The sequence below is a fragment of the Microcoleus sp. SVA1B4 genome (assembly GCF_036700545.1).
GTDB lineage: Bacteria > Cyanobacteriota > Cyanobacteriia > Cyanobacteriales > Microcoleaceae > Microcoleus.
The window spans coordinates 1-13,683 of the sequence record NZ_JAUBPB010000004.1 but is presented as its reverse complement, the minus strand read 5'-3'; the positions used below and the strand labels follow the sequence as shown (position 1 = coordinate 13,683).

Sequence of the window (13,683 nt, the reverse complement as noted above, 5' to 3'; positions counted from 1 at the left end):
ATATCTTTTAAAAGTTTTTAACCGCAGAGGTCGCAGAGAGCGCAGATGAAGAGAGGAGAAAGCCTCGCGCACTTTTCTTGAGTTGTAAATTAAATCAAGGTTTTTCTGTAATATAGAATCAGATATTTTTCCCGTAATCAAACTCATGGAATACAAAAAACTGGGCGACAGCGATTTATCAGTATCTGAAATCTGTTTGGGTACGATGACTTACGGCCAGCAGAATACCGTTGAGGAAGCGGCCCAACAGCTCGATTTTGCGATCGATAGAGGCATCAACTTTATCGATACGGCAGAAATGTATCCCGTTCCTGGAAAGGCGGAAACTCAGGGAAAAACAGAGGAATATATCGGGGAATGGTTGGCGAAACAGCAGCGGGATAAAGTCATTATAGCGACTAAAGTAGCCGGCAGAAGCACTCGATTAAAGTGGATTCGGGAAGGGAAAAATCAGATCGATCGCCCAAATGTCGAAAAAGCGGTGAATGACAGCCTGAAGCGCTTGCAAACTGACTACATCGACCTGTATCAGATCCACTGGCCCGATCGCTACGTGCCCTTATTTGGCGCGCCCGATTACGACATCGCCCAAGAACACGAAACTGTACCGATTTTGGAACAGTTAGAGGTGTTTGCTGACTTAATTAAAGCTGGGAAAATCCGCTATTTGGGTTTGAGTAACGAGACGCCTTGGGGAGTTTGCGAGTTTTGCACTTTGGCTGAAAAACATGGCTTGCCGAAAGTTGTTTCGATTCAGAATGCTTTCAGTTTGAGCAATCGGACATTTCACCTAAATTTAGCAGAAACTTGCCGCTTTAAGAATGTGGGATTGATGGCTTATAGTCCTTTGGGATTTGGGCTGTTAACGGGTAAATACTTGAATGGAATTCCCGAAAATTCTAGGTTGGCTTTATTCGCGGGATTCGGCCAGCGTTACGATAAAACTAATCTGAACGATGCGGTGAAAGCGTATGTTGAGATTGCGGGAAAACATGGGATAAGTCCGGCGCAGATGGCTTTGGCGTATGTGCGATCGCGCTGGTTTGTAACTAGCACAATTATCGGTGCAACCAGCCTCGAACAGTTGGAGGAAAATATCGGTAGTTTGGAGGTGAATTTGGATCGGGAGATTATAGCGGAAATCGATGCGGTGCACGCTAAGTATCCGAATCCGACACCGTAAGATATCTCGGCGGTTTAAACCGCTTCTTGTCACACAAAGTCCGCCTGCGCGGACTAAGAGATAGAGGGGAAATTTACCGCAAATTTGGTATTAGTAGGTTGGGTTGATTTCACGAAACGAAACCCAACTTATTAAGCTTTTATATTGTTTAGGATGAACAGCGATGAATAGCAGTCAAAAATTTAATTTTAAATTATCCGAGCGTTTCTTAGAAAACTACGCAGATCCTCCTGAAGATCCATTGGGAGAGCTTTCTCATTTTGAAATGGGATGGCGATGTTTCTGTTTTGAATACAACCATAAAGTTTTCATAGAAATAGGTGAGGCTCAAAAAGAGGTATTTTTAGATCCAGATATCTGTATGATGATTGACAATTACTTTCCCAAGGAAATTGCGAAGCTATCGCAAGGTAAACCAATAGAAATAGACTTTGGTGAGAGTTGGTTCACTATTATGTTGGTACCGATCGACAATAAGATTAACTGCACTTGGATCAAGTTTGGGACTTCGTGCTGGGAAAAGCAGTTTGAGTTCGATCGCACTCACGTATTAGATGTGCTCAGAGGTTTTCTTCAGGAAGTGATGCAGCTAGCTGTAGATAAAGGTTACATCACGCTGGAAGAGAAGGATGAGTTTATTAGTCCGGCTTTGGCTAGCAGTACCGATGCTGCGGTGTTGAGCAAGTAGTTGGTTTTGGTGGTGTTTTGGGCGATCGACCTTTTTTAAAATAATGACGGACAAGTTTCAATCCGTAATAAATATTGAGGTTAATTGCATTTTTAAAATTTCCGTCCCACATCTTGCTAAATGTATCGGTTTCAATCCCTAATAGAGATTTAGGTTAATTGCCACTTAAAAACGCAACCAGTTGCGCTTTTAACAGAGAATAAAACTGTTTAAATCCCTAATAGGGATTGAGGTTAATTGCGACCATGCAGGATTTAACGCTAAATACCCGCTTGGCGGTGTCAATCCTTAATTAAGTTAATTAATACCTCCCATTCAATTAGTATCTCATTTCCTATCCGATTTCATTTTTATCTCTCCCGTTCTGCTTTCTTGGTAACACAGCATGGAGAAAAAAAACAGTAATTTATCCTAAACTTTTGATTGACTACTAGCCAACTAATGTGCTAATAATAAATAAAGAACGTCCTTACTACTTGGAGGTGTTAGGGACGCTCTATTCAAACCACAAATTCTAGAACGGTAGCATTGAACTGCATTAAGCCGTTCTCAGGATTCTGGATGTTATTTAATTTATGCAAAACAATGATACCACAAAATCACCCGCGATCGCTACTCGAAAAGCTGCTCGATCATCCTAATGGTTTGGAGATAGCCCGTATGGTTTATGGGTCGCACCCAAACAGTCAAGAGCTTACAGCATCGGACATTCAGCGCGATCTGCAAAAACTCAAAGACAGAGTGACTACCTTAGAACGCTTACACTCTGAGGATGAGGATCGGAAAGATAAAAACCGTGGATGGGAGTATGAGTCAGATTCCTGGGATAACAATGGTTTATCAAAAGCCGACTCCTTGGAACGCGAATATTCACCCGAAAGACTAGGAATCTGATAGAAACTGCGATCGCCCTTCCCATCCAAAAAATAGGACAATGGTAAAGGGCGATCGCACTTCACCTAAATGCTTAATACGATCGCACTTTTTGCTGTTTTTCCTGCAAAAACTCCGCAAAGTCGCAGACTTCAGCCACTAACTCGTCAGGTAAATTATTTAAAACCGACAGTAAATGCTCTCGAATCCCCATCATTTCGTCGCCAGATTTTACTAATTGCAACTGATGCGGATAAACTGTTTCAACACCAATCGTTTCCATAAATGCGCCCGGTTCATCCTGAGTTGCAGGCACAAAATCCCCGCCAACTTCTGCTTTCACCCATCCCCCAAATAATTCTACTAAATAAGCTTCACCGTTCTTGAAAACCTCAACAATTGTCCCGGCTGTTTGTGGCAGTGCAATCTCGCCATCAGCGAGGGCGACTGCTTCGGTTAAAGTCACTGCATCCAATAACTGAAATTTGCTCATTGCTGTCTCCCAAAGCGTTGAGGAAATGCGGTAACAAATCTAGCAATATCTTCACCAAATAAAACAATCCAACCTGTACGGATTTGCCAAGATACTTCCGATCGCCCTGTAACTAAAATAATAGCTTGGTAGCGTTCTCCATAGTCATTCTGTCCGACTGGCTGTAACAATTCTAGCGAGATTTGGGCTATAATTGCGTCTCGAATCGCCTCCGGTGACTCAAACCCCATCACCTCCCCCCAGAATTTCTGCTTATCTCCGCCTACTCCTGCTTCCGTGGCACTGCTGAAGAGATATTGCGCCTTAGCAATGGGAAACTCTAAACGAGTGGGTGCATTCATAGCATTGACGTTGAGAGTTGATACTGGAGACTAGCTTTAATATCCTCTGCTTCCAAATAGGGATAAGCTGCCAAAATTTCCTCTACACTCATCCCATTTGCTACTAAACTCACTACCAAAGAAACAGTAATTCGCATTCCTCGAATGCAAGCTCTTCCTCCCATAATTTTTGGATCGAAGGTAATGCGATCGAACATCATATCCTCCCACTCTTCCTTAATGTCCCAATAGCTTATCCCGCAAATGCTTAATTCGATCGCGCAATTTACCCGCCTCCTCAAACTCCAACTTCTTAGCCGCCGCCTTCATCTGCGCTTCCAACCGCCCGATTAACTGAGGAATCTCATCCAAAGATAACTCGTTTACCTGTTCGTAAACCTCCTCCAACTGCTGAGAATTCAGCTTGCGCGACACATCCAAAAATGCCAAAATCGCATTACTCGATCGCTTTTTCGCGATCGGCTGCGGCGTAATCCCGTGCATCTTATTGTACGCTAGCTGAATCCCCCGGCGTCGATCCGTTTCGTCGATCGCCTTAACCATACTATCCGTCAAATTATCCGCGTACAAAATCGCCTGTCCCTGAATGTGCCGCGCCGCCCTTCCAATCGTTTGAATCAACGAACGTCCCGATCGCAAAAACCCCTCTTTATCCGCATCCAAAATTACCACCAGCGACACTTCCGGCAAATCCAAACCTTCTCGCAGCAAGTTAACGCCAATCAATACATCAAACTTACCATCCTGCAAATCTTGGATAATTTCGATGCGTTGAATTGACTGGATTTCCGAGTGCAAATACCGCACTCTAATTCCCCTTTCCTGCAAATATTCAGTTAAATCCTCCGCCATCCGCTTGGTTAAAGTCGTCACCAAAACTCGCTCGTCTCGACTTACTCTCTCCTTGATTTCCCCCAACAAATCATCAATTTGTCCTTCCGTCGGGCGCACAAAAATAGTCGGATCTATTACTCCGGTAGGGCGAATTACTTGCTCTGCAACTCTGCCTTCAGATATTTCCATTTCCCAATCCCCAGGCGTAGCAGAAACAAAGATGCACTGATTCTCTTTTGCCCAGAATTCCTCTGCTTTTAAAGGGCGGTTATCTGCCGCGCTGGGCAAGCGGAAACCGTGTTCAATTAATACTTTTTTCCGCGCTTGGTCGCCGTTGTACATCCCCCGAATTTGCGGCACTGTGACGTGAGATTCATCTATCACCAACATCCAATCTTTCGGAAAATAATCAATTAAACATTCTGGCGGTTCCCCCGCATTTCTCCCTGCTAAATGCCGCGAATAATTCTCGACTCCGTTGCAGTAACCTACCTCGCGCAGCATTTCCAAATCGTAGCGCGTGCGCTGTTCCAACCGCTGAGCTTCTAATAGTTTCCCCTGTTTTTCAAATTCTGCCAATCGGTCTTCTAATTCTAGTTCTATTCCTTGACAAGCTGCCTCTAATTTATCTTCTGCCGTGACAAAGTGGCGGGCTGGATAGATATTTAAAGCCGTTGAACTTTGCAGGATTTTACCTGTTACAGGGTCAACGTAGCGAATGGCATCGATTTCATCCCCGAAGAATTCAACGCGAATAATTCTATCTTCGTAAGCGGGGCCAATTTCCAAAACATCGCCTTTGACGCGAAATTTGCCTCTGCCTAAATCTATATCGTTGCGGCTGTATTGAACGTTCACTAAATCTCGCAAAACTTGCCGCTGGTTGACTTCCATTCCTACTCGCAAAGGAATAGCAGCTTTCAGATATTCGGCGGGCATTCCCAAACCGTAGATGCAGCTAATTGAAGCAACTACAATTACGTCGCGGCGTTCAAAGAGCGATCGCGTGGCGGAGTGCCGCAGCATATCTATCTCGTCGTTAATTGCTGCCGTTTTCTCAATGAAAGTATCGGTGACGGCGATGTATGCTTCAGGTTGGTAGTAGTCGTAATAACTGACAAAGTATTCGACTGCATTGTTCGGGAAAAAATTTCGCAGTTCGTTGCACAGTTGAGCTGCTAGGGTTTTGTTGTGTGCTAGGACTAAGGTGGGTCTGCCGACTTTTTCAATCACCGAGGCAATGGAGAAGGTTTTACCCGTACCTGTGGCACCGAGTAAGGTTTGAAATCGATCGCCCGCTTCGATGCCTTTGACAAGTTGCTCGATCGCTAGCGGTTGGTCGCCTGTGGGCTGGAAGGGCGCTTGCAATTGAAAAGATGCTGCCGCAGTTACCATAGGAAAATGTAGCTATTACCCATAAATCTTAACAAAAATGCAGATATTCTGCAATTTCTCTAAGAAAATAGTTAGACTTTTTGACACTCCCCAGCTATTAAGGCGAGGGGATTCTTTGTTCACAGACTCAACTTGCTTGCGACTGGATTTCTCCAGCCAAAGTAGAGGTTGAATCTCCCAAAGCGTTCGGGTCTTTGACCCAAGTTCCGGTATGCCCTACCGTACTCAAGGCTAATTTCAGAATGCTAATCGCGGCGTTCCAATCCCTATCCATAACAAATCCACATTCACAAACGTGGGTTCTTACTGATAGGGATTTTTTGACTATTGCACCGCAGTTAGAACATTTTTGCGAAGTATAAGCAGGATTGACAGCAACCGTTACCCTGCCAAACTTTACGCCAAAATATTCCAACCACTTCCTGAATTGATACCAACCAGCATCGTTAATCGATTTAGCCAGACAGTGATTCTTTGCAAGATTCTTAATCCTCAAATCTTCGTAGGCGACCAAATCGTTAGATTGGATTACGTAACGCGCCAGTCTCTTAGCGTGTTCTTCACGTTGCCTACTTATTTTGAGGTGTGCTCGCCCTAATCGATTAATTGCTTTCTTTCGGTTGGCAGAGCCTTTCTTTGTGCGAGAGACACGTCGCTGTCGAAACTTCAACCGTTTCTCGCTTGTTCGGTAAAACTTGGGATTTGGTTCAGTATGACCGTCGGAGTCTGTATAAAACTCTTTCAAGCCCACGTCCAATCCAACTGTTTTACCTGCTGGCGTTGTATCTACATTGTGATCAGCACTGATTGCAAACTGAACGTAGTAGCCGTCAGCGCGACATATTAAGCGAAGTCGCTTGATCTGATCGATTTGGTAGAAGTTAAGATCCCACGTCCCTTTTAGTTTGAGCTTGCCAATTCCCTTTTTGTCAGTGAATGTTATTTGCTTCCGAGTTTCTGAAAGTTTCCAGCCACTGACTTTGTACTCAACAGACCGACTGTTTTTCTTGAAAGTCGGATAGCATTTCTTTCCGGGAACGGCTTTCTTGCAGTTGTCGTAGAACCGAGCAATCGCAGAATAAGCTCTTTCCACAGAAGCTTGGCAAGCACTAGAATTCAAATCTTTGACAAAGGCAAACTCTTCTCTGAGCGCAGTGCTGTGCCGATACAAGTCTTTTTGCCCTACTCCTCGGTTGTCGATCCAAAATCGGATGCACTTGTTCCGAACGAATTGAGCAGTTCTGATTGCCTCGTCTATTGCTGCGTACTGATTTGGTTTGCCTTTAGCCTTGAATTCTAAAACGAACATCTTACGTGAGAACTCGCTACGTTAAAAGTCTAACACAAAGCCGTCCTATAAGGACGGGGCTTTAAACCCAAGTTTTTGGTAATATTATTTTAATCATCGGCCCAAATAGAAAGCAGAAAGCCCACAAAAGCAGTAGCAGTTGTCCGAACCCAGCAATCAACAGTAATAAGCGAGGAAAAGAATTATGGATACGAGGAGCACAGGTACAGGCAAAGGCAAAGCACTCGCCCGCCGTGGCAAAGGAGGTTCCAAAAGCCAACCGACAGAACCCACGGATGCCAAAGCAACAGGAATTCAACTTTATCGGCCGCAACTCATGCATGACAATCGCCCCGTCGGCCCAGACGATTTTACCATCAGTGAGACCGTCTCGATTTCGGGGAACCGTCCGATCGGCATTAGCACCCTGCACCTCAGCGAAACCTACGGCATTGTAGGCAATCGCCCGGTCGAATCCAGCGACTTTGAAGTGGTTGCTACAATCGGCAATCGCCCGATCGGCTCCAGCGCCATGCAAGTCAGCGAAATGTTCAGTATGTCCGGTGCCCGCCCTATAGCAATCAGCACTCTTCATATTGATGAAGTTTACTCGACAATGGGAGGTAATCGGCCAATTGCTTCAAACGAAATTGACGATAGCTCAACATTAATGGGCTTTTTAGATTAATTAGTCAGTTGACAGTTGACAGTTGACTGTTGTCAGTTGACTGTGGTTATTTCTTATTTGTTACCTGCTACTAATAAGCAATAACCATAGCACTTCTGGGTTGAATGAGGTACGTCTGGTAATTGGTAATTGATAGGGATGTATAGCGGTTTTCTCTTGAAGTGAAATGCTAATCTGTAGGGTGCGTCGCCCTCAGATGAGAAATGAAACTTGCAGATTTTTCCGGGCGATGCACCTTACCCTTATCAATAGCGGATCTAACAATTTGTTGCGTCCAAGACTGTAATAACCACTGACAAAAGTCAACAGTCAACAGTCAACAGTCAACAGCCAACTAATTACTTCTCGATACCCTGATATTTGCTCAATAAAGCAGCAAAGCGCTTGTAATCCACAGGCTTCCTCACATACTCCGCCGCTCCCAATTCCAAACCCTGATTTTGGTCGTCCAAAAAAGTTATCATAATCACTGGAATATCAACCAAATCTTGATCGGCTTTCAACGCCGACAGCACCGCCCAGCCGTCCATACTTGGCATCATCACGTCCAGAATAATCGCGTCGGGCAGCAACTCCTTAGCCAACAGAAGCCCCCCTTGACCGCTAGCCGACGATCGCACCCGAAATCCCTGTTTCGACAAGCAGCGAGTCATCAAATCCCGCGCATCTGGATCGTCGTCAATCACCAGCACAGTAGCAGCATCGGGCAAATCCAGCGGCTGCGATCGCACTGCTTTTTGCTTCGCTTCAGTCGTCGCTACACTCGTTTCTAACTCCTCGCAAGACTTCGGCTGCATTTCTTCAATTTCTCGATCGTCCTGCGCTTCTTTTGGGTTTTTAACCGCAATCGGCAACTGGATCGTAAAACTAGAACCGCAGCCAAACTCGCTCTCAACGGTAATGTCTCCGCCCATCATCTGGCAAAACTTCCGGCTAATTGTCAGCCCCAAACCGGTGCCGCCGTATTTGCGGGTAGTAGAATCGTCCGCTTGAGCGAAAGCTCCGAACAGCCTCGACACCTGATCCTCAGTCATGCCGATGCCACTATCGGTGACTTGAAACACGATCGAAGACTTTTGACACCGAGAAGGATCTGCCGAGAGTTCTTCGGAATTGCCGATCGGCAAAACCTCCCCTTCTTCCTTCCAAACATTAATCGTAATTTTGCCTCGATCGGTAAACTTAGCAGCATTGCTCACCAAATTCAACAGCGCTTGTCGCAGCTTCGACGAATCCGAGTAGATCGTGCCAATATTGCGATCGCAATTGACGATCAAAGTATTGCCATTTTTCCCTAGCGTCGGTTGAACAGTAGTGACAACCTGCTCGATCAAATCCCACACCTCAAAAGTCTCCAAGAAAAGAGTCATCTTTCCTGCTTCAATTTTAGAAATATCCAGGATGTCACTAATAATGTTGAGCAACTGCTTGCCTGCCATATTAATGCTTGCCAAATCCATCACAAACTCTTCTTCGCCGAGTTCCAGAGCCTCTTCTTGCAGCAGCTCGCTGTAGCCGATAATCGCATTCAAAGGCGTCCGCAACTCGTGAGTCATATTTGCCAAAAAAGTGCTTTTCGCCCGGTTGGCAGCTTCCGCAGCATTCTTAGCGACTTCCAATTCCTCCGATCGTTCCTCTAGCTGCTGCTGCCGCACCTCCAAACCGTTGAGCAAACTGCTAATTTGCTGAGCCATTGTATTGAGAGTAGAAGATAGCACCCCGATCGCGTCATTAGAAACCACAGGCGATCGAGCCGTCAAATCACCGCTAGCCATCTGTTCGGCAGTTTCCCGCAGCAAGCCGAGATTCCGAATAATTGCTGACACCGACACAAAACCCCCTATTCCCGCGATCAAACTCAAAGCCAAAGCCCCCATCAGCCAGTGCTGAGTGCGGCTCGCCACAAACAGAGTTTGCTGCACCAGCACCGCCATTGCTGCCTCAGAAACCCCCGCAGGAGCTGAGGCAGCCTCTATTGCCAGCAAATAGTTCTTCATCTCCACAGAACCCATCCACCCGACTCCCACCGCCATCCAAGTTATCAGTACCAAGATGACAAACAGCCCGCTCAAAGACGCCCGAGTTCCCAGAGAAATACCCCTCGTAGCAAGTGCCGCCGCCCAAGGATAGCCCTTGAGAAAAGGATCAGGCCGAACCGGTGCGCCGGAATTCCAAATCTCCTCAATTTGACCGTCCAGCCTCACCTTGCCAATCCGCACTGTTTTCCAAATATGCTGAGTTTGGGCATCTATTTTTACCTTCCCCGAAGGCGCTGCAAACTCAATATTTTTAGCAGCCGCCCTGACTTTAACCACATTTGTCGAACCAGCTTTTTCTACTGCTTGCTTCCACAGGTAAACGCCCAAATAAGCCGCTTCGATCGGGTCATCCGTGACTCGATTTTCCCCGTATCGGGCTTTATAAGCCTTGACAAATTTCCGATTTTCCGGTGTATCCACCGTTTGAAAATAGTTCCAAACCACAAAATGTCCAGCAATATTGGACGGCCCGATCGCCCGCACTTCCTCTTCTGCTACGCTGACCGACATCACCGGCAAATCATCGGGTTTCACGCCAGCTTCCCGCAACTTTTGGAAAAAAGCCACATTGCTGTCCCCGTTGAGAGTGTTGAGAATCGCATCCGGTTTCACTGCTAAGATATGTGCGATCGCCTCGCCCACTTCCCTCGAACCCAGCGGCAGATACACTTCCCCCGCCAACTCTCCCCCCAGTGCCGCCAGTTGAACTTTCACAATCCGATTTGCCGTGCGGGGAAAGATATAATCCGAACCCAACAGGAAAATTTTCCGCTTCCCCTGTGCCAGCAAGTAATTCACCCCAGGCACAATCTGTTGGTTTGGGGCAGCACCAGTGTAGAAAATATTCGGACACTTTTCTAGCCCTTCATACTGCACCGGATAGAACAGCAAACCGCTGCCGTGTTCAAAAACCGGCTGTACAGCTTTGCGGCTCGCCGAAGTCCAACAGCCAAATACCACCGCCACCTGCGCTTCTAGGAGCAATTGCTTAGCTTTTTGAGCAAAAGTTTGCAAATCGCTGGCTCCATCCTCTATAACCGCTTCCAAGGGGCGTCCGAGCACCCCTCCCGCCGCATTAATTTCCTCAACAGCCAACAGCGTCGCATCTTTAACAGAAATTTCGCTGATGGACATCGTGCCCGTCAGCGAATGCAAAACGCCTATTTTGATCGGCTCACGAGTCGAGCCTGCTGCTGCGAGGGGGTTACTGCTCCTTGCTCCCATAGGGTTTTAGATAATTTTTACTAATAACAGAAATTTTAGTTCGATCCTGCACGAAGTTAGCCTTGAGGCTAAATCTTGTTTAGCAGATTATTTAACCCGATCGCCACCAAACTTGGAAATTGCTGCACCCTGTTGATTTTAACGGTCAAACTCTCAGCATAGACTTAAGTCTGGACTAAACAGCCTCCCATTTCTCTCTTCATCTTTTACCGATGTCCAAAGAGCCTCATACAACAACATTCGACACTTAATGCCATCGCGCGCGCTGCAGAACAATTCTCCCCCCTCCTCGCCGTTCCCCAACTCATTCACTGCCCGCGCCTTGCTACTCACCAAGCAATCTCACGCACTATTCCCCTTCCCCTATCTCCTTTCGGGCTAATGCAATTTTCCGTAATTTATCTTAACTATAAAACTCAAAACTCTTCACCAGCCCCTATCTCCCTTCAGACAGAGGGAAGCCGTCGTGATTTCCCTTATGATAAATATAAGGTTAACTTCTAAGTACCCTTGTTAAAAATAAATTTTGCAAACAATAGGGGAAAAACTAATGAATATTGAAGAAAAGGCGACCCACACTGGCAGCGAAAATCAAGTAACGCTACCAAAATCAAAGGAAACCTTGCTCGGCGAGGAAACAGAAAAAGCCCTCGGTCAGCAAAAACAAGAAAATGCTCAAACTATGCGCGCTGTCGAACAGTTGAAAGAAGAACTTCAGGACAGAATAGATGAAGAATGTCATCACAAGGTAAATTAAAACTAATACGACATTTGTTCGGGTGTGGGTAAGATGCGGTCTTGCCCACACCCGCCTTTTTAAGGCGAATTAAATAAAATTTTAAAAGCATAAATTCTTTTGGGTTTAAAAAAATAGTCTTGGACGCACGGGCGACCCTCCAGCAGTTTTTTACAAAAATACTTGATTGCAGCCAGCAGAAACGGTAGAAAAACAATAATTAAGTATGAAAGTCGCAGTTAGTTCAAGACTGCAAATAACTGTTCCCTATGCCATATTCCATATTCCCTATTCCATTTGTTATTTATTCTTTCTTCCTAGAGGTAGAGTGCAACGCAGCTCCTAGTTACCTATGATGAGTTCATTAAGTAAAAAACGTCAAATTAGATACAGATAGGGAGAAACCCATGACCACTAAAGATAGAGCAAATGCAACTGGCGACAACATCGCAGGCAAAGCTCAAGAAGCCCTAGGTAATGTTACTGGCGACCCGAAGGATAAAGCAGAAGGCAAAGCCAAGCAGGCAAAAGCTGAAGCTGGTCACGCCATCGAAGATGTAAAAGATGAGCTCAAAAAGAAACTAGACTAAGCCTAATACTAATTGAGAGGGTCGAGCAACCTCACCCTTTCAAGTCTTCAAGTTGTTTTCAGAAGGGAGGAAAAAAGGTGAGTTTATTGCAGCAGAGTCGCAAAATGATTGCGGGCTTACTCTTGGTTTTAATGCTGGCTATTACGACTGCCTGCGCGCCCAGCGTTTCAGCCCAAAAACCGACGGATGTACCTGTAGCAATTGGTGGCAGTCAGGGTTATTACGCGCAGCTAGAACGTGGCAATACCGCCGCAGGTCAAGATTTTGGTCAATGGGTAACAAAGACGGCTCAGGGCTTGGTTCAGGATGCTTACGTGCGCGACAATAACAAATTGGGAGTTGTAATTACCCCGCAAGTTCGCCCGACTGAAGTGAAAGATTTGGCCAAATCTTTAGCACAAGGTTTTCACCGCAATTTCCCAAATCAGGATGTAAGTGTTTTGGTTTACGCTCCTGACAAAAAACTGATTTTGACTGCTAAGTACGACCAGCAATCAAATCAGATTGAATACAAGTCTTGACCGAGTTAGCAAGCTTAAATGATAGCCGCGTAGCGGTTTAATATTCCGCAGTTTTTTGAAGGCGAAACAATCTCAATTTAAGACTGAAATGTTGTGTAGATTGGAAGAGAGTTACCATGAGTAGCAGCGATAATTACAAGCGTCAAATCATGAACGATTTAGCCCAGGGCGATCGAGAAATGATGCCGGAGACAACTGGTGAAGATTACGAAAACTTTGACGATTTTGCTCAGAGAACTTCGCCTGCTCAGCGCAAACAATTATTCGGGCGTTCCCTGAATCACGACTCCCTCCCGCCGGCTCAGTTGGAACCGGAATTGCAAAAGGCGATCGCCCAAATTAAGCCAAACGAACGCGACGATGTAGCGCGGGAATTCTTCAAGCATTTGGGCAAGAGAGGATTGGACGATCGCAAATTGGAAAAGCAGCTAGGACTTTCTACCCACCACGCCAGCCGCATGAATGCTGACGATGTTACCAAGTTGGCCTCGTTCACCTATCACAATCACCCGGATATTTTCCAAGAAGTGCTGGCCGAACAGCCAAGTTTGATGAAGTTTTTGGGAAATCCAGTTGTTGCAGGTATTTTGGGAATAGTTGCTGCTAAATGGCTCAACAACCGCAAATAATCTTGGATTCAGACAAGCCTAAAACCGGATAATACGTGCAGCCAATAAAAGGACGATCGCCTGGGCGATCGTCCTTTTATTTTATATAGCCATCCTAAATCATTTGTGAATTTCTTACTCCCTCCCCTTGATAAGGGGAGGGTTGGGGTGGGGTCAAAAAT

General features: G+C 45.7%; 14 protein-coding genes. 8 read left to right on the top strand and 6 right to left on the bottom strand.

What is annotated here, in order from left to right; all coding sequences use genetic code 11:
• Window positions 1–145: 145 nt before the first annotated feature.
• From QT987_RS03110 to QT987_RS03100, 3 genes are all read left to right on the top strand, one after another.
• Complete coding sequence (locus QT987_RS03110; RefSeq protein WP_333237156.1) at window positions 146–1,183, top strand: NADP(H)-dependent aldo-keto reductase; 1,038 nt, start codon at window positions 146–148, stop codon at window positions 1,181–1,183.
• A gap of 163 nt (window positions 1,184–1,346) precedes the next feature.
• Window positions 1,347–1,871: a hypothetical protein gene (locus tag QT987_RS03105; protein WP_333237153.1), complete on the top strand. Its 525-nt coding sequence runs from the start codon at window positions 1,347–1,349 to the stop codon at window positions 1,869–1,871.
• A gap of 585 nt (window positions 1,872–2,456) precedes the next feature.
• A complete protein-coding gene (locus tag QT987_RS03100) occupies window positions 2,457–2,765 on the top strand; it encodes a hypothetical protein (RefSeq protein ID WP_333237151.1) in 309 nt (102 codons plus the stop codon).
• A 73-nt stretch (window positions 2,766–2,838) separates the two neighbouring features.
• On the opposite strand, the gene QT987_RS03095 is transcribed toward QT987_RS03100, so the two are convergent.
• From QT987_RS03095 to QT987_RS03075, 5 genes are all read right to left on the bottom strand, one after another.
• The gene (locus QT987_RS03095) at window positions 2,839–3,237 is read right to left on the bottom strand and encodes a DUF2281 domain-containing protein (protein ID WP_333237149.1); all 399 of its coding nucleotides are present in this window, start codon (window positions 3,235–3,237) and stop codon (window positions 2,839–2,841) included.
• Window positions 3,234–3,578, bottom strand: a complete 345-nt coding sequence (locus tag QT987_RS03090; RefSeq protein ID WP_333237147.1) for a DUF6883 domain-containing protein — start codon at window positions 3,576–3,578, stop codon at window positions 3,234–3,236. Before QT987_RS03090 ends, QT987_RS03095 begins: the two co-directional genes overlap by 4 nt.
• On the bottom strand, window positions 3,575–3,778 hold the full coding sequence (locus tag QT987_RS03085; protein ID WP_333102431.1) for a DUF433 domain-containing protein: 204 nt from the start codon (window positions 3,776–3,778) through the stop codon (window positions 3,575–3,577). The genes QT987_RS03090 and QT987_RS03085 overlap by 4 nt, the downstream gene beginning before the upstream one ends.
• 16 nt (window positions 3,779–3,794) lie before the next feature.
• Entirely contained in the window at window positions 3,795–5,807 is a 2,013-nt protein-coding gene (gene uvrB, locus QT987_RS03080) for an excinuclease ABC subunit UvrB (RefSeq protein WP_333237145.1), read from the bottom strand.
• A 127-nt stretch (window positions 5,808–5,934) separates the two neighbouring features.
• Window positions 5,935–7,116: an RNA-guided endonuclease InsQ/TnpB family protein gene (locus QT987_RS03075; protein ID WP_445299702.1), complete on the bottom strand. Its 1,182-nt coding sequence runs from the start codon at window positions 7,114–7,116 to the stop codon at window positions 5,935–5,937.
• Window positions 7,117–7,300: 184 nt separating this feature from the next.
• On the opposite strand from QT987_RS03075, the gene QT987_RS03070 reads away from it, so the two are divergent.
• Window positions 7,301–7,783 carry a hypothetical protein gene (locus QT987_RS03070; protein WP_333237142.1) on the top strand — a complete coding sequence of 161 codons (483 nt, stop codon included), beginning with the start codon at window positions 7,301–7,303 and terminating at the stop codon, window positions 7,781–7,783.
• 338 nt (window positions 7,784–8,121) lie between these two features.
• Here QT987_RS03070 and urtA read toward each other — a convergent pair whose 3' ends face one another.
• Window positions 8,122–11,046, bottom strand: coding sequence for an urea ABC transporter substrate-binding protein (urtA, locus tag QT987_RS03065; protein WP_333237140.1), 2,925 nt, complete (start codon window positions 11,044–11,046; stop codon window positions 8,122–8,124).
• A gap of 550 nt (window positions 11,047–11,596) precedes the next feature.
• On the opposite strand from urtA, the gene QT987_RS03060 reads away from it, so the two are divergent.
• The 4 genes from QT987_RS03060 to QT987_RS03045 all read left to right on the top strand — a co-directional run bounded on the left by QT987_RS03060 (window position 11,597) and on the right by QT987_RS03045 (window position 13,522).
• The gene (locus tag QT987_RS03060) at window positions 11,597–11,803 is read left to right on the top strand and encodes a hypothetical protein (RefSeq protein WP_333237137.1); all 207 of its coding nucleotides are present in this window, start codon (window positions 11,597–11,599) and stop codon (window positions 11,801–11,803) included.
• A 386-nt stretch (window positions 11,804–12,189) separates the two neighbouring features.
• Window positions 12,190–12,372 carry a CsbD family protein gene (locus tag QT987_RS03055; protein ID WP_333237135.1) on the top strand — a complete coding sequence of 61 codons (183 nt, stop codon included), beginning with the start codon at window positions 12,190–12,192 and terminating at the stop codon, window positions 12,370–12,372.
• 77 nt (window positions 12,373–12,449) lie between these two features.
• Entirely contained in the window at window positions 12,450–12,893 is a 444-nt protein-coding gene (locus tag QT987_RS03050) for a hypothetical protein (protein ID WP_333237133.1), read from the top strand.
• A 116-nt stretch (window positions 12,894–13,009) separates the two neighbouring features.
• Entirely contained in the window at window positions 13,010–13,522 is a 513-nt protein-coding gene (locus QT987_RS03045) for a hypothetical protein (protein ID WP_333237131.1), read from the top strand.
• Window positions 13,523–13,683 lie beyond the last annotated feature (161 nt).

Bases quoted from the DNA above. Each gene is read 5' to 3' on its own strand.
- QT987_RS03085 (WP_333102431.1), bottom strand. From the start codon at position 3,778: ATGATGTTCGATCGCATTACCTTCGATCCAAAAATTATGGGAGGAAGA.
- QT987_RS03045 (WP_333237131.1), top strand. From the start codon at position 13,010: ATGAGTAGCAGCGATAATTACAAGCGTCAAATCATGAACGATTTAGCC.
- QT987_RS03090 (WP_333237147.1), bottom strand. From the start codon at position 3,578: ATGAATGCACCCACTCGTTTAGAGTTTCCCATTGCTAAGGCGCAATAT.
- QT987_RS03070 (WP_333237142.1), top strand. From the start codon at position 7,301: ATGGATACGAGGAGCACAGGTACAGGCAAAGGCAAAGCACTCGCCCGC.
- QT987_RS03060 (WP_333237137.1), top strand. From the start codon at position 11,597: ATGAATATTGAAGAAAAGGCGACCCACACTGGCAGCGAAAATCAAGTA.
- QT987_RS03110 (WP_333237156.1), top strand. From the start codon at position 146: ATGGAATACAAAAAACTGGGCGACAGCGATTTATCAGTATCTGAAATC.
- QT987_RS03105 (WP_333237153.1), top strand. From the start codon at position 1,347: ATGAATAGCAGTCAAAAATTTAATTTTAAATTATCCGAGCGTTTCTTA.
- QT987_RS03055 (WP_333237135.1), top strand. From the start codon at position 12,190: ATGACCACTAAAGATAGAGCAAATGCAACTGGCGACAACATCGCAGGC.
- QT987_RS03095 (WP_333237149.1), bottom strand. From the start codon at position 3,237: ATGAGCAAATTTCAGTTATTGGATGCAGTGACTTTAACCGAAGCAGTC.
- urtA (WP_333237140.1), bottom strand. From the start codon at position 11,046: ATGGGAGCAAGGAGCAGTAACCCCCTCGCAGCAGCAGGCTCGACTCGT.
- QT987_RS03100 (WP_333237151.1), top strand. From the start codon at position 2,457: ATGATACCACAAAATCACCCGCGATCGCTACTCGAAAAGCTGCTCGAT.
- QT987_RS03075 (WP_445299702.1), bottom strand. From the start codon at position 7,116: ATGTTCGTTTTAGAATTCAAGGCTAAAGGCAAACCAAATCAGTACGCA.
- uvrB (WP_333237145.1), bottom strand. From the start codon at position 5,807: ATGGTAACTGCGGCAGCATCTTTTCAATTGCAAGCGCCCTTCCAGCCC.